Annotated in this window: 21 protein-coding genes; 8 read left to right on the top strand and 13 right to left on the bottom strand. The window is 50.0% G+C overall.

From position 1 onward, the window contains the following. Nucleotides 1-9 precede the first annotated feature (9 nt). Complete coding sequence (gene pdeD, locus OGX96_RS16150) at nt 10-1,611, top strand: cyclic di-3',5'-guanosine monophosphate phosphodiesterase PdeD (protein WP_008785025.1); 1,602 nt, start codon at nt 10-12, stop codon at nt 1,609-1,611. Between the two features lie 6 nt (nt 1,612-1,617). Here pdeD and yoaE read toward each other — a convergent pair whose 3' ends face one another. Together yoaE and OGX96_RS22715 are read right to left on the bottom strand one after the other, a co-directional pair. Next, nucleotides 1,618-3,177: a CNNM family cation transport protein YoaE gene (yoaE, locus tag OGX96_RS16145; RefSeq protein WP_198802419.1), complete on the bottom strand. Its 1,560-nt coding sequence runs from the start codon at nt 3,175-3,177 to the stop codon at nt 1,618-1,620. Continuing rightward, nucleotides 3,165-3,323 carry a protein YoaL gene (locus OGX96_RS22715; RefSeq protein ID WP_370766360.1) on the bottom strand — a complete coding sequence of 53 codons (159 nt, stop codon included), beginning with the start codon at nt 3,321-3,323 and terminating at the stop codon, nt 3,165-3,167. Before OGX96_RS22715 ends, yoaE begins: the two co-directional genes overlap by 13 nt. Nucleotides 3,324-3,636: 313 nt before the next feature. Here OGX96_RS22715 and manX point away from each other — a divergent pair, with 313 nt between their 5' ends. The 5 genes from manX (at nt 3,637) to mntP (ending at nt 7,841) form a co-directional block, all read left to right on the top strand. After that, nucleotides 3,637-4,599: a PTS mannose transporter subunit IIAB gene (gene manX / locus OGX96_RS16140; protein WP_003833768.1), complete on the top strand. Its 963-nt coding sequence runs from the start codon at nt 3,637-3,639 to the stop codon at nt 4,597-4,599. A gap of 58 nt (nt 4,600-4,657) precedes the next feature. Continuing rightward, a complete protein-coding gene (locus OGX96_RS16135; protein ID WP_003021004.1) occupies nt 4,658-5,458 on the top strand; it encodes a PTS mannose/fructose/sorbose transporter subunit IIC in 801 nt (266 codons plus the stop codon). 12 nt (nt 5,459-5,470) lie between these two features. After that, the gene (locus OGX96_RS16130; RefSeq protein WP_003833769.1) at nt 5,471-6,322 is read left to right on the top strand and encodes a PTS mannose transporter subunit IID; all 852 of its coding nucleotides are present in this window, start codon (nt 5,471-5,473) and stop codon (nt 6,320-6,322) included. A gap of 60 nt (nt 6,323-6,382) precedes the next feature. Continuing rightward, the gene (locus OGX96_RS16125) at nt 6,383-6,841 is read left to right on the top strand and encodes a DUF986 family protein (RefSeq protein WP_048216190.1); all 459 of its coding nucleotides are present in this window, start codon (nt 6,383-6,385) and stop codon (nt 6,839-6,841) included. Nucleotides 6,842-7,274: 433 nt separating this feature from the next. Continuing rightward, entirely contained in the window at nt 7,275-7,841 is a 567-nt protein-coding gene (gene mntP, locus OGX96_RS16120; RefSeq protein WP_020996621.1) for a manganese efflux pump MntP, read from the top strand. On the opposite strand, the gene rlmA is transcribed toward mntP, so the two are convergent. From rlmA to mgrB, 6 genes are all read right to left on the bottom strand, one after another. Beyond that, entirely contained in the window at nt 7,838-8,647 is an 810-nt protein-coding gene (gene rlmA, locus OGX96_RS16115; protein ID WP_048235218.1) for a 23S rRNA (guanine(745)-N(1))-methyltransferase, read from the bottom strand. The two genes, mntP and rlmA, sit on opposite strands and share 4 nt — an antisense overlap. Before the next feature lie 63 nt (nt 8,648-8,710). Next, nucleotides 8,711-10,456, bottom strand: coding sequence for a peptidoglycan DD-transpeptidase FtsI2/PBP3(PARA) (gene ftsI2, locus OGX96_RS16110; RefSeq protein ID WP_003833773.1), 1,746 nt, complete (start codon nt 10,454-10,456; stop codon nt 8,711-8,713). A 219-nt stretch (nt 10,457-10,675) separates the two neighbouring features. Further along, entirely contained in the window at nt 10,676-10,885 is a 210-nt protein-coding gene (cspE, locus tag OGX96_RS16105; RefSeq protein ID WP_001062678.1) for a transcription antiterminator/RNA stability regulator CspE, read from the bottom strand. A 12-nt stretch (nt 10,886-10,897) separates the two neighbouring features. Next, the gene (locus OGX96_RS16100; RefSeq protein ID WP_003034983.1) at nt 10,898-11,041 is read right to left on the bottom strand and encodes a DUF2627 domain-containing protein; all 144 of its coding nucleotides are present in this window, start codon (nt 11,039-11,041) and stop codon (nt 10,898-10,900) included. A 636-nt stretch (nt 11,042-11,677) separates the two neighbouring features. Further along, the gene (locus OGX96_RS16095) at nt 11,678-11,962 is read right to left on the bottom strand and encodes a YebO family protein (RefSeq protein WP_286583603.1); all 285 of its coding nucleotides are present in this window, start codon (nt 11,960-11,962) and stop codon (nt 11,678-11,680) included. 74 nt (nt 11,963-12,036) lie between these two features. Continuing rightward, nucleotides 12,037-12,180, bottom strand: a complete 144-nt coding sequence (gene mgrB, locus OGX96_RS16090; RefSeq protein WP_003034977.1) for a PhoP/PhoQ regulatory lipoprotein MgrB — start codon at nt 12,178-12,180, stop codon at nt 12,037-12,039. Between the two features lie 164 nt (nt 12,181-12,344). On the opposite strand from mgrB, the gene OGX96_RS16085 reads away from it, so the two are divergent. Next, on the top strand, nt 12,345-12,584 hold the full coding sequence (locus OGX96_RS16085) for a YobH family protein (protein ID WP_003034975.1): 240 nt from the start codon (nt 12,345-12,347) through the stop codon (nt 12,582-12,584). A 114-nt stretch (nt 12,585-12,698) separates the two neighbouring features. Here OGX96_RS16085 and kdgR read toward each other — a convergent pair whose 3' ends face one another. Then, nucleotides 12,699-13,490 (bottom strand): DNA-binding transcriptional regulator KdgR, encoded by a 792-nt coding sequence (gene kdgR, locus OGX96_RS16080; RefSeq protein ID WP_003833778.1) that lies wholly within the window; start codon nt 13,488-13,490, stop codon nt 12,699-12,701. Nucleotides 13,491-13,664: 174 nt separating this feature from the next. Here kdgR and OGX96_RS16075 point away from each other — a divergent pair, with 174 nt between their 5' ends. Further along, nucleotides 13,665-15,038, top strand: coding sequence for an MFS transporter (locus OGX96_RS16075; protein WP_167820029.1), 1,374 nt, complete (start codon nt 13,665-13,667; stop codon nt 15,036-15,038). 47 nt (nt 15,039-15,085) lie between these two features. Here OGX96_RS16075 and htpX read toward each other — a convergent pair whose 3' ends face one another. The 4 genes from htpX to msrC all read right to left on the bottom strand — a co-directional run bounded on the left by htpX (nt 15,086) and on the right by msrC (nt 19,508). Then, entirely contained in the window at nt 15,086-15,967 is an 882-nt protein-coding gene (gene htpX / locus OGX96_RS16070; protein ID WP_003034964.1) for a protease HtpX, read from the bottom strand. Between the two features lie 192 nt (nt 15,968-16,159). Next, nucleotides 16,160-18,208 carry a carboxy terminal-processing peptidase gene (gene prc, locus OGX96_RS16065; RefSeq protein WP_048235216.1) on the bottom strand — a complete coding sequence of 683 codons (2,049 nt, stop codon included), beginning with the start codon at nt 18,206-18,208 and terminating at the stop codon, nt 16,160-16,162. A gap of 19 nt (nt 18,209-18,227) precedes the next feature. Then, nucleotides 18,228-18,914 carry an RNA chaperone ProQ gene (gene proQ, locus OGX96_RS16060; RefSeq protein ID WP_003833781.1) on the bottom strand — a complete coding sequence of 229 codons (687 nt, stop codon included), beginning with the start codon at nt 18,912-18,914 and terminating at the stop codon, nt 18,228-18,230. A 96-nt stretch (nt 18,915-19,010) separates the two neighbouring features. Continuing rightward, complete coding sequence (gene msrC, locus OGX96_RS16055) at nt 19,011-19,508, bottom strand: free L-methionine (R)-S-oxide reductase MsrC (RefSeq protein WP_003833782.1); 498 nt, start codon at nt 19,506-19,508, stop codon at nt 19,011-19,013. Nucleotides 19,509-19,526: the final 18 nt, after the last annotated feature.

Here is a 19,526-nt window from a genome sequence, read left to right as displayed (position 1 = left end):
GCGGCCCGCATGCAAACAGCACAACGGATCATTAAAAATTATCGCCGGAATCGCTTAATCGTCTGCACAGTATGTGCACTACTGACGCTCATCCTCACATTAACTGTTCGATTTATTTCGGAGCGTAATTTAAATCACCGAAATATCGTCACCTTTGCCAACCATGCTGTAGAAGAACTGGATGACGTACTTTTACCCTTGCAGACCGGACGTGATGTATTGTTGCCGTTAATTGGCCTCCCCTGCTCAGTGGCACGTTTACCGTTAAGCAAACATGCCGCAAGACTGCAAACGGTGCGTTCTATTAATCTGATTCAAAGCGGGATCCTCTACTGCTCCAGCATTTTTGGGTATCGCAATGTCCCCATTCGTCAACTACAGCCCGAATTACCCAGCCGGGAACCGCAACTGCTGCTGTCTACTGACCATTCGCTGATTAAAGGCAGCCCGATTCTGACGCAATGGTATCCATCCTCTGCCGATGGTGAAGATGGCGTGCTGGAAATCGTCAATATTGATTTATTGTCGTCTATGTTGCTTGAACCCCAGCCGCCGCAGATCACCGATGCCAGCTTAACCGTTGGTAATCGGCATCTACTGTATGATCAAGGTGTGGTCGATACTCTGCCTAAGCTAAATGATGAAAAACGCTACCAGCTGTCATCTCAACATTTCCCGTTTACCATTAGCGTCACCGGCCCCGGTCCCAGTGAACTGGCGATTAAACATCTGCCAACACAGCTGCCGCTGGCGGTGATCCTAAGTTTATTAGTGGGTTACCTGGCATGGCTGGCGACTGCCAGCAGAATGAGTTTTTCCTGGGAGATTAATCTGGCCCTTGCAGCTCGGGAATTCGAGCTGTTTTGCCAGCCGCTGCTTAATGCGCAAACCCAGCAATGCATGGGCGTGGAGATTCTTCTACGCTGGAATAACCCACGCCAGGGTTGGATCTCTCCGGAAGTGTTTATTCCCATCGCTGAGGAGCACAACCTGATTGTGCCGCTAACCCGTCATGTCATCGCAGAAACCATTCAGCAAAGACACGTTTTCCCGATGAGCAGTCAGTTTCATATTGGGATTAATGTCGCCGCCAGCCATTTTCGTAACGGCACTCTGCTAAAAGATCTTAATCAGTACTGGTTCAGCCAGCACCCAATCCAGCAGTTGGTTATCGAACTGACCGAACGAGATGCGTTACTGGATGTGGATTATCGGGTCGTACGCGAATTAAATCGTCTTGGCGTAAAACTGGCAATTGATGATTTCGGTACCGGTAACAGCTCGCTCTCCTGGCTGGAAAAACTCCGCCCGGATGTGCTGAAGATCGATAAATCATTTACTTCGGCAATAGGAACAGACGCCGTGAACTCAACCGTCACAGACATCATTATCGCTTTGGGGAAAAAATTGAATATAGAACTGGTGGCGGAAGGCGTTGAAACCCAGGCGCAGGCTCAGCATTTGCGCCGACACGGCGTACATTTGTTGCAAGGTTTTTTGTACGCAAAGCCAATGCCGCTGCGTGATTTCCCAAAATGGCTGGCGGGCAGCACGCCGCCGCCCACCCGACATAACGGGCGACACAGTATGCCCGTCATGCCGTTTCGCTAAACCCGATTACTCGTCTTCGTCGTGAGCGGGTTGTTCTTTAACAATGCGAACTAAATCCACACGATAGTCATTCGCTTCGACAATCGTAATGCTCAGCGGTGCAACCTCGATAACATCACCTACGCGTGGAATATGGCCGTTAGCCGCAATGACTAAACCTGCCACCGTGGCGATATCTTCGTCTTCATTCACTAACGTATCCACGTCCAGCGCCTGTTGCAACGCATGCAGATCGGTACCGCCTTTGACCAACCAACCACCTGCATCAGCAATAATTTCAGGTGTTTCATCGGCATCCGGGAATTCACCGGCAATGGCTTCTAATACGTCCAGCGGCGTGACCAGACCCTGTACTACGCCAAACTCGTTAGTGACGATAACGAAGCTACCGCGGGCACGACGCAGTACGCCTAACAGATTGATCGGGTCCAGCGTCTCCGGAACAACAATAGCCGGAGAAGCAGAGGCAATCGCCGCCACATCCACACCGTCTTCCAGCGCCACCAGCAGCTCTTTAGCACGCACGATACCGATGATTTCATCCAGTTCCCCACGACACACCGGGAACAGGCTGTGAGGTGATGAGAGCAACTGCTCGCGAATTTCTGCCACGCTCAGGTCGGCATCAACCCAGCTGATTTCACCACGAGGCGTCATAATGCCGCGTAACGAACGCGACGCCAGGGAGAGGACGCCGTTGATCATATAGCGTTCTTCTTCCACAAACGCGCCTTCCGGGACAGGAACCGGCACCGGGTTATCGGATTCCATCTGCACGCTGGCCTGACGTTTACCGCCCATCAGACGCAGGATTGCATCGGCAGTACGTGCACGCAGCGGCAGCGTCGACTGGTGGCGAATAAAGTTACGACGGGCAATCTGGTTAAACAACTCGATGATGATCGAGAAACCAATCGCCGCATACAGATAACCTTTCGGAATATGGAAGCCAAACCCTTCGGCAACCAGGCTCAGACCAATCATCAACAGGAAGCTCAGACACAGCACCACCACCGTCGGGTGTTGGTTCACAAATCGTGTCAGCGGCTTAGAGGCCAGCAGCATCACGGCCATGGCAATCACTACTGCCGCCATCATCACTGGCAGATGGTTGACCATACCGACCGCTGTAATCACGGCATCCAGCGAGAACACCGCGTCGAGGATGACAATCTGCGTTACGACAACCCAAAAGCTCGCATACCCTTTCGTCTGCCCGGTATCATGTTCACGGTTTTCCAGCCGCTCATGCAGCTCTGTCGTAGCCTTGAACAAGAGGAAGATCCCCCCCAGCAGCATAATCAAATCGCGCCCCGAGAACGCATAGTCCATTACCATGAACAGCGGCTTTGTCAGCGTCACCATCCACGAAATCACGGACAACAAGCCCAGACGCATAATCAGTGCCAGTGACAAACCGATTAAACGCGCTTTATCACGCTGTTTCGGCGGCAGCTTATCAGCCAGGATCGCAATGAAGACCAGGTTATCAATACCCAGAACAATTTCGAGAACGACAAGCGTGAGCAAACCCACCCAAATCTGCGGGTCCATTAATAATTCCATGACAAGCTCCTGCTTAAGGAATGACCAAACTGCGCGCTGAGGATCTCAGGCGTTAAAGCGATATGCAGAGAAAATTTGTGGCAAAAAGTGCCAATCTGACAGGCTTGATACGGCCTGAAGGTGAAATGACGTCGGTGACGATCCATATGGTGGGCTACTGCCCTATACTCCTGAGTAATTAAACAGATGCTAAACATAACAGAGAGAAGCTGTTTTTAGCAAAGATTTACCTTCCTTTGCAATAAGTTGTTTCGGAGATATTTTACCCTTCGAAATTTCTTTTTATCGGAAGTTAAATTACGGATCTTCATCACATAAAATATTTTTTTCGATATCTAAAATAATTCACGAAAATCATAGGTTTTTCTTTGTAACCCTTATCTGAATCGATTCGATTGCGGACGACGATTCAAATACATCTTCACGTTGATGTGTTAACGATAATAAAGGAGGTAGCAAGTGACCATTGCTATTGTAATAGGCACACATGGTTGGGCTGCAGAGCAGTTACTTAAGACGGCAGAGATGCTGTTAGGCGAGCAGGAAAACGTCGGCTGGATCGATTTCGTTCCAGGCGAAAATGCTGAAACGCTGATCGAAAAGTACAACGCTCAGTTGGCAAAACTCGATACCAGTAAAGGCGTGCTGTTTCTCGTTGACACATGGGGAGGCAGCCCGTTTAACGCTGCGAGCCGCATTGTCGTCGATAAAGAGCATTACGAAGTAATCGCCGGTGTGAACATTCCCATGCTGGTTGAGACCTTCATGGCGCGTGATGACAACCCAAGCTTTGATGAATTAGTGGCACTGGCCGTTGAAACCGGCAGCGAAGGCGTGAAAGCGCTGAAAGCAAAACCGGTGGAAAAAGCCGCTCCTGCCCCCGTCGCGGCACCGAAAGCAGCAACCCCCGCGAAACCGATGGGGCCGAACGATTATATGCAGATCGGCCTGGCGCGTATTGATGACCGCTTAATCCATGGTCAGGTGGCAACTCGCTGGACCAAAGAAACCAACGTAACGCGCATTATCGTCGTCAGTGATGAAGTTGCCGCCGATACCGTGCGTAAAACGCTGCTGACTCAGGTAGCACCTCCGGGTGTGACGGCGCATGTGGTTGATGTCGCGAAAATGATCCGCGTCTACAACAACCCGAAATATGCAGGTGAGCGTGTGATGCTGTTGTTCACCAACCCAACCGACGTAGAACGTATCGTTGAAGGTGGTGTGAAAATTACCTCCGTAAACATTGGCGGTATGGCTTTCCGTCAGGGTAAAACGCAGGTAAACAACGCAATTTCTGTCGATGACAAAGACATCGAAGCCTTCAAGAAACTCAACGAACGCGGCATTGAGCTTGAGGCCCGTAAGGTTTCTACCGATCAGAAACTGAAAATGATGGATTTGATTGCCAAGGTGAAATAATTCCCTGGCATTTACTTAGTTTTCACACTTAAGTCTGTATAGCAATAGGAGAAGTACAATGGAGATTACCACTCTTCAGATTGTGCTGGTGTTCATCGTCGCATGTATCGCGGGTATGGAGTCGGTACTCGATGAATTTCAGTTCCACCGTCCGTTGGTGGCCTGTACGCTGATTGGTGCCGTTCTTGGGGATATGAAAACCGGTATTATCATCGGTGGTACCCTGGAAATGATCGCCCTGGGCTGGATGAACATCGGTGCTGCGGTTGCACCAGATGCCGCACTGGCCTCAATTATCTCTACCGTTCTGGTTATCGCGGGTCATCAAAGCATTGGTGCCGGTATCGCGCTGGCTATCCCACTGGCAGCAGCAGGCCAGGTACTGACCATTATCGTTCGTACAATCACCGTAGCATTCCAGCACGCAGCGGATAAGGCAGCCGAAAACGGTAACCTGACTGCGCTCTCCTGGCTGCACGTATCCTCGCTGTTCCTGCAGGCTATGCGTATCGCTATCCCGGCGGTAATCGTAGCGATTTCTGTTGGTACCAGTGAAGTTCAGAGCATGCTTAACGCCATTCCGGAAGTCGTAACCGGTGGTCTGAACATCGCAGGCGGTATGATCGTAGTGGTTGGTTATGCGATGGTCATCAACATGATGCGCGCAGGCTATCTGATGCCATTCTTCTACCTCGGCTTCGTCACCGCGGCATTTACTAACTTCAACCTGGTTGCTCTGGGTGTGATTGGCGCAGTCATGGCCATCCTCTACATTCAGCTGAGCCCGAAATATAACCGCGTAGCCGGTGCACCTGCTGCGGCGGCTGGCAATAACGATCTCGATAACGAACTGGACTAGCAGGTGAGCGAAATGGTTGATATGACTAAAACTACCACCGAGAAAAAACTCACTCCGAGTGACATTCGTGGCGTGTTCATTCGTTCTAACCTGTTTCAGGGTTCATGGAACTTCGAACGTATGCAGGCGCTGGGTTTCTGTTTCTCCATGGTACCGGCTATCCGCCGCTTGTACCCGGAAAACAACGATGCACGTAAGCAAGCGATTAAGCGTCACCTGGAATTCTTTAACACCCATCCGTACGTAGCGGCTCCAGTACTGGGCGTTACGCTGGCAATGGAAGAACAGCGTGCAAACGGCGCAGAGATTGACGATGGTGCCATCAACGGTATCAAAGTTGGTCTGATGGGTCCGCTGGCAGGCGTCGGTGACCCGATCTTCTGGGGTACCGTACGTCCGGTCTTCGCCGCACTCGGCGCAGGTATCGCGATGAGCGGCAGCCTGCTTGGGCCACTGCTGTTCTTCATCCTGTTTAACCTGGTTCGTCTGGCAACCCGTTATTACGGTGTGGCATATGGCTACCGTAAAGGTGTCGATATCGTTAAAGATATGGGCGGCGGCTTCCTGCAGAAACTGACCGAGGGGGCGTCAATCCTCGGCCTGTTTGTCATGGGGGCATTGGTTAACAAGTGGACGCACGTAAACATCCCGCTGGTGGTTTCCACTATCACCGGTCAGGATGGTCAGACTCGTGTTACCACCGTGCAGACTATCCTTGACCAGTTGATGCCGGGTCTGGTTCCTCTGCTGCTGACATTCGCCTGTATGTGGCTGCTGCGTAAGAAAGTGAACCCGCTGTGGATCATCGTTGGCTTCTTCGTCATCGGTATCGCGGGCTACGCTGTCGGACTGCTCGGCCTGTAAGACTGTTGTACATCACCGGGGGCTTGCCCCCGGTTTTTCTATTTAGAGGGTTGAGGATTCATGACTATCACGGACCTGGTGCTGGTTCTATTTATCTTTTCGCTGCTGGCGTATGCCATTTACGATCAGTTCATCATGCCCCGCCGTAATGGCCCTACTCTGCTTACTGTCGCCCTGCTTCCCCGCAGCAGAGTCGACAGCGTTATCTTCCTTGGCTTGGTAGCTATTCTTATCTACAACAACATCACCAGCCACGGCGCGCAATTTACCACATGGTTATTATGTGCACTGGTATTGATGGGGTTGTATCTGTTCTGGATCCGTACGCCAAAAATCATCTTCAAGCAGAAAGGTTTTTTCTTCGCCAACGTCTGGATTGAATATAACCGCATTAAAGAGATGAATTTATCTGAAGACGGTGTATTAGTGATGCAATTAGAACATCGAAGATTGTTAATCCGTGTGCGAAATATAGACGATCTTGAGAAGATATATAAACTTTTAATTTCAAATCAATAGGTTACAAATATAGCCTGAACTATGTTTTTTATATATCAGTATAAAAACAAACATAGCCAAGGCTATATTTAACTGTCCACAATGTTATTTATTTTAACGTTTTATTTATAAATAAGTCTAAATGAAAATCGTTTTCAATTAGAAGTCAAATATTATTTCTGCGTTTCTTGTTTTATATTCTCAAAATATGTTAAGGTTGCGCCCGTCGTTGGGGAGTAGCCGATTTCCAGACTCCGGAAATGTACGTGTCAACATACTCGTTGAAAAACGTGGCGCGTACGGACTGAATTTACAGGTTCAGTCAGGCGAGACCATAGGCACATCAACTGCAATGCATATCTGAATGGCGCTGTATTTACAGTGATTCCGGCCTGTATGCATGGTTACTGGGGGCAGTGATGTGTTTTATGGATACCCCGGTCAGGACGCTGTTATGAATCTCACCGCTACCGTTCTTCTCGCTTTTGGCATGTCGATGGATGCTTTCGCTGCATCAATTGGCAAAGGCGCCACCCTGCATAAACCCAAATTTTCTGAAGCATTGCGCACAGGTCTGATATTCGGCGCAGTTGAAACGCTTACGCCGCTGATTGGCTGGGGCATGGGTATGTTGGCCAGCAAATTCGTGCTGGAGTGGAACCACTGGATCGCCTTCATTCTGCTGATCTTTTTAGGCGGGCGAATGATAATCGAAGGTTTTCGCGATAACGGTGATGAGGATGAAGAACCGCAGCGCCGTCATGGTTTCTGGCTGCTGGTTACCACCGCCATTGCCACCAGTCTCGACGCAATGGCCGTCGGGGTGGGTCTGGCTTTCCTGCAGGTCAATATTATTGCCACTGCGCTGGCCATCGGCTGCGCCACATTGATTATGTCCACGCTCGGCATGATGATTGGTCGTTTCATTGGCCCGATGCTGGGCAAACGAGCAGAAATTTTGGGTGGGGTGGTGCTGATTGGTATCGGTGCCCAGATCCTCTGGGCACACTTCCACGGTTAATTCAGACGCTGCCAGACATGAATACTAAAGTCGGTCTGGCAGTCAAACGTCGTTTTCTCCGCTAACGTTTCCCACACCTCCGGCTTTGCCCGCCAGGCGAACGGCGTCATTTGCAGTAACGCAACGGCCTCGCTGCCCTGAAGCTGCATCTGATACCCCAGCGCAATACTCTGTTGCAGAACAAAACCGTCCAGTTGCTCTGTGTGCGGCGCATGCAAACGCACCTCATCATAAATAAGCCCTTTCAGTTCCATTAAATGACGCGGTCCCGGCGTGGCGGTGATAACCCATCCCCCCGGTTTAACCACGCGTGCCAGCTCTTGCGCTTTACAGGGCGCGTAGATCCTGATGATGGCATCCATTGACTCATCTGCGAACGGCAGACGATGGCTGGAGGCAACGCAAAAGGTCACCTGCGGATAGCGTCTGGCTGCAGCTTTAATTGCCACTTTGGAGACGTCAAGACCAAAGGTTGTACAACCCGTCAGCGCGTCGGCAAACGCATGGGTGTAATACCCTTCCCCACAGCCAATATCCAGGATCGCTGCATCTTCTGAAGTCGACTTCTCTTTCAGCACATTCACAATCGCATCACGCAACGGTTGATAGTGCCCGGCATCAAGAAATGCCCGTCGTGCCTGCATCATCTCAGCGCTGTCACCCGGATCGCGCGATCGTTTATGCTGAACCGGCAGTAAGTTGACATACCCTTCTTTCGCCACGTCAAACTGGTGCCGCCCGGGGCAGACAAAACTGTTATTCGCTTGAGTAAGAGGCTGGTGGCAAAGAGGACAGGAAAACGACATGACAACTCCGGCAGGTGACTTAAGGGCGCAAGTGTAACGCGAATTGCGCCCTGGGAAAATAACTTACAACGACGGCGAGGATACGTTGCTGCCGTGCATCACCAGCAGATGATCGGAGTCAGCAGGCATACCATCCGGTTTAACGTTCTCCAGACGCAGGACATCACCCATTATCTGGCTGAAGACAGGCGCAGAGACAGCCCCACCATAATAAGCACCGTTTTGCGGATTATTGATGACGACCACCAGTGCAAATTTCGGGTCGCTCGCTGGTGCAACGCCTGCCGTGTAGGCCACGTATTTATCGACATACTTACCGTCATCACCAATTTTCTTTGCCGTTCCTGTTTTAACCGCCACGCGATAATCCCTGACCGCGGCTTTAGTTCCCCCACCACCGGGTAACGCAACGCTTTCCATCATATGTTCAACCTGGTGAACCAGCGCCTCCGGCATCACTCTGGTACCGATTACCGGCGGGTCAATACGGGTAATCGAAAGGGGCCGATAGATACCAAAACTACCAATGGTTGCATATACGTGCGCCAACTGCAGCGGCGTTACCATTAACCCATAACCAAATGCAAAGGTCGCGCGATCCAAATCGCTCCAGTAGCGGCGCTGAGGCATCAAACCGCTGCTTTCACCGGTTAATCCCAGTCCGGTTGGATCGCCAAAACCAAAGCTTTTATAGGTATCCAGCAATTTTTGGACAGGCATAGCCAATGAAAGGTGCGACACGCCGGTATCGCTCGATTTCTGCAAAATTCCGGTCAGCGACAGTTCCGGGTAAAATCCGACGTCGCGAATACGATGCCCATCAAGGTAAAAAGGATGGGTATCAATCACGCTGTCGGGTTGTACTATCCCCTGCTGGAGTGCAGTCATGATCACCAGCGGTTTAACGGTTGAACCGGGTTCAAACGTATCGCTAATTGCACGGTTACGAAAATCATCCAGTACCGCGCCATCACGATTATTGGGGTTGAAGTCAGGAAAGCTCGCCATGGACAGTATTTCACCGGTAGCAATGTTGACCAGCACTGCGGCTCCTGATTCTGCTTTATTCCACGTAACGGCATTGTCCAACGCATCTTCGGTGACCGTCTGCAGACGCTCATCGATGCTGAGCTGTAATTCGTGTGCAGGAACAGGCGTAACTTCGGTGATATTCTCAATGACATGGCCAAATTTGTCTTTACGTACCAGACGGGAGCCAGGTTTACCCATCAGCTGGTTATTAAAGCTCTTTTCCAGCCCTTCAATGCCTTGTCCATCAATGTTGGTAAAACCAATGAGATTCGCCGCTACGTGGCCTGCGGGATAGAACCGGCGGGATTCCTCGCGCAGGTTGATGCCCGGGAGATTAAGATCATCGACCCACTCAGCCTGCTGAGGGGAAATTTGTCGTGCCAGATAAATAAAACGTCCGCCAGGATTACTGTTAACGCGTTCCGCCAGCGTACTCAGTGACAAATGCAGAGTCCTTGCCAGAGCCTGCCAGCGTTCGTTGTAACCCACGCCTCCCTTGCTGATGATGGTCTTAGGATCGGCCCATACGGCGTTAACCGGAACACTTACCGCCAGCGGTCGCCCTTCTCTGTCGGTAATCATCCCGCGCGGCGAGGCAATAGTTACCTCACGTAACGAACGCATGTCTTCCTGTTTCACCAGACTCGTCGGAGTGACAATTTGCAGCCACGCAACCCGACCCAGCAGCAATCCCAGACTCAATAATATTGCCACACAAAGCAGGGCAAAACGTACGGGAGTAAAATTGCGCGCGTCGCCGTCGTTTTTCTTTTTCACCTGGTCTCCAGCAAGATAGTTTTTCAGGTGTCTGATTTAACGAGAAATGTCGTAAGAAAGCGGGGAAAACTATGCTACGAACATCACGCCTTTGCAACAAAGCGCTAATGGAAGGGCATTTAGAAATATTTAGACGTATTTTGAATTAAAAAGCCCCGCATAGGCGAGGCTTTATATCTGAGATGGTTGCGCATATGCGCTTCAAATCAGTGGTGTCGATCAGATAGCTGTTACGTTAACAGCAGCCGGACCTTTCTGGCCGTCCTGAATTTCGAACTCAACGTTCTGGCCTTCAGCCAGAGTTTTGAAGCCGTTACCCTGGATAGCGGAGAAGTGTACGAACACGTCTTTGCTGCCATCAGCCGGAGTAATGAAACCAAAACCTTTAGACTCGTTGAACCACTTAACTTGACCTTTAATCTTTGCCATTTGCAAAATTCCTTAGAGTATTTTCTTCGCCCGCAGGCATAACATAGATAAAACTGAGACATTACTGCTTGAGGCACTAATATAAGGTTCGGCAGAGAAGCGGTATTCAACGTCAACGTGTTTACTCAGGACTTCTTTACTGAAAATGCCACACATAAACAGAACTGTACCTCGTTTAACCCAAAACGTGTTATCACATACAACGTTAATAATGGCAAGCCATTTTTAAACGTGTCTCGATCGGTCGCACAAATCCCGTCGTTCATCAAACAGCAACTGCACAGTTATGCGCCACACCGAGTAGTGTTATATTCCCGCCGCTCGCCCCATCCCCCGCCTGGCTTGCACCATAGCCGGGACATTTCAACCATAGCTCAATAGCTTCGGTTGTTCCAGATTAGCTGTTACAGGGTGTGCCGGATATCATTTTTTATGCTTAGTAATGCATAAAATGTCACAAGCGTAAAAATGAGATCCGCCTTCTGCTTTTGCACCAAAATAATGAAAGAATGATGACAATGCACAAAAAAAGTAAGAGAAACGTTTCGCTGTTAATAAAACGATCGCTATCACAAAAATGACATAATCATATTTTTATCGTATGGGAAATTATATTTATATCAGACCGGGGATAAGATATTAATTGGTTGGAGCATCTGAAAATACTGAGTTTACACGCGTATCAGAGTGCTAATTACACGACATGTACAGAAGAAAATAATCTGGCACGTTGGTGACAGGATGAAACATCTGAGAACAAAAGCAACAGATCCTCACCCTGTCATACCGTTTTTACCGCTCAGCTACCAGGCGGATGATGTCATCATCTTCATCCTTCGCTGTGACCGCAGCAGGCTCTGCTGCTTTTTCAGGTTCGTTAGCTTCGCAAAGGCGACGGAGCAATGCGTTCTGTCTTTTTTGCTGATCTAACAATGCTTCAAGCAGCTCAATCTGCTCATTAGTACGCGAACTTGCCCGATTGACGAAAAACCACAGTACAAGCCCGACAACCAGAATCACCACCGATACAGCCAAAGACGCCAAACTCAACGCGCCAGAATTCAAAATTTCGTTCATTTCACCACCTCAATGTAGACAGCGTAGTTTACCACTGCCGCACAAGAAGGTAATCAACTGTGGCAAAAATGCGCTTACCAGGGAATAAATTTATTGATGGCACAAATACCGCTGAAAAATTGTACATCCTGATCGCACATGATGTTGAACACTTGCGCCCACATCAGTATGCATACCAGCACGACAACTATCAGCACTACCCAGCGAATTTTTTTCACTCCAGCTCCACTCTTCGAATCTACATCTTATGCCTATAAATTATCATGCGTTACCTAAACCCAGCGTTAACTGTATCGGCATTCAATCTTTTTAGGAATGATTCACTTGTTTCATCCCATGTACAGGCTAATCTAATAATAACGAGAAAAGATAAGAGGTTGTAATGCGTCTGATAATCCGCGCTATTGTGTTGTTAGCTCTGGTTTGGATCGGTTTATTACTGAGCGGCTACGGAATTTTGATTGGAAGTAAGGAGAATGCAGCGGGTCTGGGCTTGCAATGCCAATATCTGACCGCCCGCGGAACCAGCACCGCACAATACGTCCACACAAACAGCGGTATCATTGGCCTGTCGGATTGTCCCTTGTTAAGAAAAAGTACGGTCATTATTGATAACGGTTAATATAGCAACAATACATACGCTACGTTATTTGCATCAACTAACGTTATGACTGTTCATAAAAAACCCCAGATACAAAAATACCTGGGGTTTTTAAGTTGACGCTATTACGCCAGATTAGAACGGATAGTCGTTATAACCCATTTGTTCTGAAATTTTACGCGCAGCCGTATGCAGCATCGCCACATACTCGTGCAAACGTTCCTCTGAGAAACGCAGCGTCGGGAATGAAATACTCAAGCCTGCAATCACCACACCGAAACGGTCAAACACCGGCACACCGATGCAGCGCAGACCTTCTTCCTGTTCTTCGTTGTCTTCACCGTAGCCCTGCTCACGGACTTTATCCAGCAGTACCAGCAGTTCATCAGTATTGGTAATAGTACGGTCGGTGCTGCGTTTGTACTCAATACCATCCAGAATTTGCTTCACTTCATCGCGGTCACGCCATGCCAGCAGAACTTTACCGATAGCCGTGCTGTACAGTGGATTACGGCGACCTACGCGAGAATACATGCGCAGATTGTACATGGAGTCGATTTTATGAATGTAGACGATGCTGTCTTCATCCAGTGCGCCAAGGTGTACTGTCTCTTTAGTCAGGCGCGAAAGTTCGCGCATCTGAATATCAGCGCTACGGATAAGATCGACGTTTTGTAACGCGCGAGCACCCAGCTCGAATAGTTTCAGGGTCAGTGAGTATTTCTCAGACTCCCCTTCTTGTGCCACATAGCCCAGCGTTTTCATGGTCTGCAAAAAGCGATAAACGGTGCTTTTCGACATCATGACGCGTTGCGACAACTCGGTAATACCAATTTCGCGCTCTTCACCCAGCGCCTGCAGGATGCCAAAAACCTTCAGCACGGAAGATACAGAATCGGGTTGTTTATCCAGATCTGCGATTGCCATTTATCACCCCTTTCGAGTGTTTTATAAAAATCAGAACCGGTTTTTATTATAATTTCACGTATCAGCCCTCGCAATCGCTCTTTGCTTACTTAGTTACAAATCTGCGACCTAACGCCTGAATATCAATGCTAAAATTATTATTCTCATCATAAATTCCGACAATATTGACTTCCTATGGAAAAAACTCAGACCGATGGTCTGCCATTGCCCCAGCGATATGGCGCAATTTTAACCATTGTTATTGGCATCTCTATGGCAGTACTCGACGGCGCAATAGCGAACGTTGCCCTCCCCACTATCGCCACCGATCTTCAGGCCTCACCCGCCAGCTCAATCTGGGTTGTGAACGCCTACCAAATTGCGATCGTTGTTTCGCTGTTATCGCTCTCTTTTTTAGGTGATATGTTTGGCTACCGACGCATTTATAAGTGTGGTCTGGTCGTGTTTCTGTTGGCGTCGCTATTTTGTGCCTTGTCAGACTCGCTGCATATGCTGACGTTAGCGCGCGTGGCTCAGGGGTTTGGCGGCGCGGCGCTGATGAGCGTTAATACGGCATTGATCCGACTCATTTATCCTCAGCGCCAGCTTGGCCGCGGAATGGGTATTAACTCCTTTATCGTGGCTGTATCCTCGGCAGCGGGTCCGACTATTGCGGCGGCTATTCTTTCTATTGCCTCGTGGAAATGGCTATTCCTGATTAACGTTCCACTGGGGATCATCGCCCTGCTACTGGCTATGCGTTTTTTGCCACCCAATTCATCACGTGGCAATAAACCGCGCTTCGATCTGCCCAGCGCAGTGATGAACGCCTTAACATTCGGTTTGTTAATCACGGCACTCAGCGGATTTGCACAGGGACAGTCGCTAAAACTGATTGGTGCTGAACTTGTTGGGCTTCTTGTTGTAGGGTTTTTCTTTATCCGCCGCCAACTCGCATTGCCAGTACCGTTATTACCGGTTGATCTGCTACGCATTCCGCTGTTTTCACTCTCTATTTGTACTTCAATCTGTTCATTCAGCGCACAGATGCTGGCGATGGTTTCCCTGCCCTTTTTCATGCAAACGGTTCTCGGGCGCAGCGAGGTTGAAACGGGCCTGCTGCTGACGCCGTGGCCGCTGGCAACCATGGTGATGGCCCCACTGGCGGGATATTTGATTGAACGTGTTCATGCGGGTCTGCTGGGCGCGCTGGGCATGGCAGTAATGGCGTGTGGGCTGTTTTCGCTGGTGTTGCTGCCCGCATCACCTTCTGATTTTAATATCATCTGGCCAATGATTTTGTGCGGTGCGGGTTTTGGCTTGTTCCAGTCACCGAATAATCACACCATCATCACCTCCGCGCCGCGTGATCGTAGCGGAGGCGCGAGCGGTATGCTTGGAACGGCGCGTTTACTGGGCCAGAGTACCGGGGCCGCACTGGTTGCGCTGATGCTAAATCAGTTTGGCGACAGCGGAACACACGTTTCGCTGATAACAGCGGGTATTCTGGCTTCGCTAGCCGCAATCGTGAGTGGCTTACGTATCACACAACCGCGAGTTCAGGCATAAAAAAAGCGCGTCTGTCGACGCGCTTTTTATTTTAAGTCTGCTGCCAATTATTTCAGGTATTCACCGCTGCGCAGCGCTTCAATACGTTTGTCCAACGGCGGGTGAGTCATAAACAGCTCACTCAACGATTTGGATTTACCGTTGATGCAGAACGCCATCATGCTGGTCGCTTCCTGCGGCTCATAGCTGGTTTTCAGGCGCTGTAGCGCGGCGATCATTTTTTCACGACCCACCAGTTTCGCTGAGCCTGCATCCGCATGGAATTCACGATGACGTGAGAACCACATCGTAATAATGCTCGCCAGAATACCAAATACCAGCTCCAGTACCGTCGCTACCGCAAAGTAGATTAACGGGTTACCGTTGCTACCCTCTCCCTCATCGCGGTTGCCGCCCATAAACCCAGCGGCAATCTGCGCCAGAATACGTGAGATAAAGATAACGAAAGTGTTCACCACACCCTGAATTAACGTCATGGTAACCATATCGCCATTAGCAATGTGGCTGATCTCATGTGCGATAACCGCTTCGGCTTCATCCGGGCTCATGTTTTGCAACAGGCCAGTACTTACAGCCACCAGCGAGGCATCCCGGCGCGCACCGGTAGCAAACGCGTTAATATCTGGCGCATGGTAGATTGCAACCTGCGGCATAGCGATCCCGGCCTGGCGGGCCTGATTCGCGACTGTATTCATCAGCCAGCGTTCTCTTTCATTGCGAGGCTGTTCGATCACTTCCCCGCCAACGGACTTTAACGCCATCCATTTGGACATCAGCAGCGAAATGAAGGAACCACCAAAACCAAACAGCAGTGCCATGATCAACAAGCCTTGAACGCTGCTTGACTGAATCCCTGTCAGGCTCAATACCAGCCCGAAAACGACCATCACAGCCAGGTTCGTCAGCAGGAAGAGCGCGATTCGCATCATAATTTTCTTTTAACCTCAATTTAACAAAACGCACTATGCGATTACCCATATCGTATGGGTCTTATGACTATTTTCAAGCATCCATAGGTGCTAAGTCACCAGAAAGACACAACTTTACATTTTATCGTATCAGACTGACGTCTTCATGCACTTGTTAAAAAAACAGGCACAATTTCTTGTGCCTGTTCGAGGTTATTGACTGGTTGCGGGCTGTTCCGCTGGCTTTTCTTTTTCAAGATGCGCCAGGTCGAGCGCGATTTTTACCGTTTCATCCAGGTATGGATCCGGTTCCTGGTAATCCTTCGGTAGATCGTCCAGTTTCTTCAGCAGCGGTTTGCCTTCACGCTTGAACCGATCGTTAATACGCGCCAGACGCATTGCGTCATCTTCGTTATTCTCTTTTTCACGCTGAGCGTAATTCAGAGAAGCGATGTTGCGCTTATCCTTCATCGCATTGAAACGCGCAATGTCCTTCATGATGTACTGGAACTCAGGATCGTTCGCAATACGTGCATTGTGCTCTTTCAGCAATTCAGGTCCGAACGGCGTCAGATTATCTGACTTGGTGTAGGTCGCCGCATCAATGCTGTCCCACGGCAGCGCGTTATCTTCAAACTTCTCGCCGGTTTCAGTTTCTTCATTACCTGTCGGCATGATGATATCTGGCGTAACACCCTTACGCTGCGTGCTGCCACCGTTTACGCGGTAGAATTTCTGGATCGTGTACTGAACAGAACCCAGCGCTGGCCATTCCGGACGCAGCATCTGATCGTAAATACGGTTCAGGGAGCGATACTGCTGAACTGTGCCTTTACCGAAGGTTGGTTCACCAACGATCAGCGCTCGGCCATAATCCTGCATTGCCGCAGCGAAAATCTCTGATGCTGAGGCGCTGAAGCGATCGACCAATACCACCAGCGGGCCTTTGTAGTACACAACGCCGTCGGTATCGCTGTCTTCACGCACTTTACCGTTATTGTCACGAACCTGAACCACCGGGCCGGATGGAATGAACAGACCGGAAAGCGAAACCGCTTCAGTCAGTGCTCCACCGCCGTTGGTACGCAGATCGATGATGATGCTGCTGACGTTCTGTTTTTCCAGTTTCTGCAGCTGGACTTTGACATCATCAGTCAGACCAACATAGAAACCAGGAATATCCAGTACGCCGACTTTTTCTTTGCCAACGGTTTTCACGGACATTTTAACGGCACGGTCTTCGAGACGGATACGTTCACGCGTTAGCGTCACAGTGCGTGTCTTGGTACCTTTACCGGCAGGCAGAATTTCAAGGCGTACCTTGCTGCCTTTAGGCCCTTTGATCAGTGCCACGACATCATCCAGACGCCAGCCAATCACATCGACCATGCCCTTGCCCGTCTGCCCGACGCCGACAATACGATCGCCAACGCTGATCGCTTTGCTCTTGGCTGCCGGACCACCTGCCACCATGGAGTTAATGACGGTGTAGTCATCATCCATCTGCAGAACCGCGCCAATACCTTCCAAAGACAAGCTCATTTCAGTATTGAACTGCTCGGTATTGCGCGGAGAGAGATAGTTAGTATGCGGGTCGATTTCACGGGCGAACGCTGTCATCGCCAGTGAGAACACATCTTCGCTGTTGGTCTGCGCCAGACGGCGAATCGCAAATTTGTAACGGCGCGTCAGCGTTTCGCGGATTTCCGCATCGGTTTTACCGGTCAGCTTCAGGCTGAGTTCGTCAAATTTAACCTTGCCGTCCCACAGCGCATTAAGCTCTGCTTCGCTCTTCGGCCACGGCGCTTTGCTTCGGTCGAGGTTAAAGGTGTCGTTACCGGTGAAATCCATTGGACGTGCCAGTACGCTTAATGCGTACTGATAACGTTCAAATCGGCGTTTTTGCGCCAGATTATAGAGATCGTAAAAGACATCCAGCTTGCCGGTGCGCAGTTCATCGCCGAGGACCGTTTTCTTTTTTGCATACTGTTCGATATCGCTAGCCAGCAGCACGTTGTGGCTGTAGTCGAGCAAATTCAAATAGCGGTCAAAAATTTTTGCCGAAAACGCCTGATCCAGATCGAACTGGCGATAGTGTGATCGCGTAAAACGCGACGTCACACGTTCGCTTACCGTCGCATGCTGGGTTTCTTCCTTTAAAACGGGGATTTGATCGGCACGCGTGATGTCTTCCACAGCAAGTGCCTGGCCTGCTAATGCAAGCAGACCAGCTAACGCAGTAAGCCTAAAAAAAGTGTTCATGCCAGGCCTGGCCTCCGTTTCAGAACACCAGGTGTTCTGCGCGTACAATCAAAGACATACCCGAATTCAGCTGTACACGGACGCCATCTTTGGTGATTTCTAATACGGTGGCATCCATCGCATTATTTCCTGCTTTCACCTTCAGAGACTGCCCTACCGTCAGTACTGAAATATCAGATACCGGGGTATGCTGTTCTTCGCGAGGAGCACGCGGTGCTTTTGCTGCTGGTTTTTCAGCGCGAGGTTTACGCTCAGCACCTTCTTTACGACGCGGTGCAGGACGCGGCTTACGCTCGCGACGCGGGGCGTCTTCTTTTTCACCGGCGGCAGCGGCCGCTTCGCGTTTTTTCGCCTGTTGCTCTGCGCGTTGCGCCTGAACACGGGCTTTAGCTTCTTCCAGCTGTTTGCGAGCATGTTCAACATGTTGTTCATCCAGCTCACCACAAGGGTTGCCGTCGAGATCAACACGCGTTGCACCCAATTTAACGCCATACAGATAGCGCCAGCTTGAAGTATAGAGACGTAAGGCAGAACGGAGCTGCGTCTTGCTGAGGTTCATTTCACCCTCAACACGCTCTACCAGATCCTGAAAAATGCCAATTTTCAGTGGGCGCGCTTCGCCTTCCGCACTAAAACACTGCGGGAAGCGTTCGGCCAGAAACGCGATGACTTCTTTACTGCTATTCAACTTAGGTTGATTTTCCATGAAATTTCCTGATTACAACGGACGTAGCCAACAAGCGCAGGCATGAACAGGCGACATTATAATGACGTCATCAGTAATTGCTACGTTATCCGTTGATTATCCTGCGACGCGCGCAAAGAATTTTTTGTAATCCGTCGTTGCAAGCACGGTTTCAAGCTGTGCCACAAGCGTACGCAGACCTTGTTCATCTTCTTCAGTAAAGCGGCCAAATGCCGTGCTATCAATATCCAGCACGCCGATTATCTGATTGTCGACAGCGATCGGCAGGACGATTTCAGCGTTGCTGGCGGCATCACAGGCGATGTGCCCATCAAAAGCATGTACGTCCTCAATACGCTGAACCTGGTTCTGCGCCACTGCGGTACCGCACACACCGCGTCCTACCGGGATCCGCACGCAGGCAATTTTGCCCTGGAAGGGACCAAGCACCAGCGTATCGTCCTCAAGCAGGTAAAAACCGGCCCAATTCACTTCTGCAAGACGCTCGTACAACAATGCGCTGGTATTCGCCAGCGTTGCCAGAAAACTGGTTTCACCTGCCATCAATGCCTGAAAATCACGGTTCAGATCCGTGTATAGCTCTATTTTGTTCATTATATAATCACTTAGTTG

The organism is Citrobacter sp. Cpo100 (assembly GCF_030332595.1).
Classification (GTDB): Bacteria; Pseudomonadota; Gammaproteobacteria; order Enterobacterales; family Enterobacteriaceae; genus Citrobacter; species Citrobacter portucalensis.
This window is presented reverse-complemented; position numbering and strand designations above follow the sequence as displayed.

Coding starts and splice junctions, on each gene's coding strand:
- cspE (WP_001062678.1), bottom strand. CDS start 10,885: ATGGCAAAGATTAAAGGTCAAGTTAAGTGGTTCAACGAGTCTAAAGGT.
- kdgR (WP_003833778.1), bottom strand. CDS start 13,490: ATGGCAATCGCAGATCTGGATAAACAACCCGATTCTGTATCTTCCGTG.
- OGX96_RS16095 (WP_286583603.1), bottom strand. CDS start 11,962: ATGAACGAAATTTTGAATTCTGGCGCGTTGAGTTTGGCGTCTTTGGCT.
- pdeD (WP_008785025.1), top strand. CDS start 10: ATGCAAACAGCACAACGGATCATTAAAAATTATCGCCGGAATCGCTTA.
- OGX96_RS22715 (WP_370766360.1), bottom strand. CDS start 3,323: ATGGATCGTCACCGACGTCATTTCACCTTCAGGCCGTATCAAGCCTGT.
- OGX96_RS16100 (WP_003034983.1), bottom strand. CDS start 11,041: ATGTGTGGCATTTTCAGTAAAGAAGTCCTGAGTAAACACGTTGACGTT.
- mntP (WP_020996621.1), top strand. CDS start 7,275: ATGAATCTCACCGCTACCGTTCTTCTCGCTTTTGGCATGTCGATGGAT.
- OGX96_RS16075 (WP_167820029.1), top strand. CDS start 13,665: ATGGAAAAAACTCAGACCGATGGTCTGCCATTGCCCCAGCGATATGGC.
- msrC (WP_003833782.1), bottom strand. CDS start 19,508: ATGAACAAAATAGAGCTATACACGGATCTGAACCGTGATTTTCAGGCA.
- OGX96_RS16130 (WP_003833769.1), top strand. CDS start 5,471: ATGGTTGATATGACTAAAACTACCACCGAGAAAAAACTCACTCCGAGT.
- prc (WP_048235216.1), bottom strand. CDS start 18,208: ATGAACACTTTTTTTAGGCTTACTGCGTTAGCTGGTCTGCTTGCATTA.
- OGX96_RS16085 (WP_003034975.1), top strand. CDS start 12,345: ATGCGTCTGATAATCCGCGCTATTGTGTTGTTAGCTCTGGTTTGGATC.
- proQ (WP_003833781.1), bottom strand. CDS start 18,914: ATGGAAAATCAACCTAAGTTGAATAGCAGTAAAGAAGTCATCGCGTTT.
- OGX96_RS16125 (WP_048216190.1), top strand. CDS start 6,383: ATGACTATCACGGACCTGGTGCTGGTTCTATTTATCTTTTCGCTGCTG.
- htpX (WP_003034964.1), bottom strand. CDS start 15,967: ATGATGCGAATCGCGCTCTTCCTGCTGACGAACCTGGCTGTGATGGTC.
- yoaE (WP_198802419.1), bottom strand. CDS start 3,177: ATGGAATTATTAATGGACCCGCAGATTTGGGTGGGTTTGCTCACGCTT.
- rlmA (WP_048235218.1), bottom strand. CDS start 8,647: ATGTCGTTTTCCTGTCCTCTTTGCCACCAGCCTCTTACTCAAGCGAAT.
- OGX96_RS16135 (WP_003021004.1), top strand. CDS start 4,658: ATGGAGATTACCACTCTTCAGATTGTGCTGGTGTTCATCGTCGCATGT.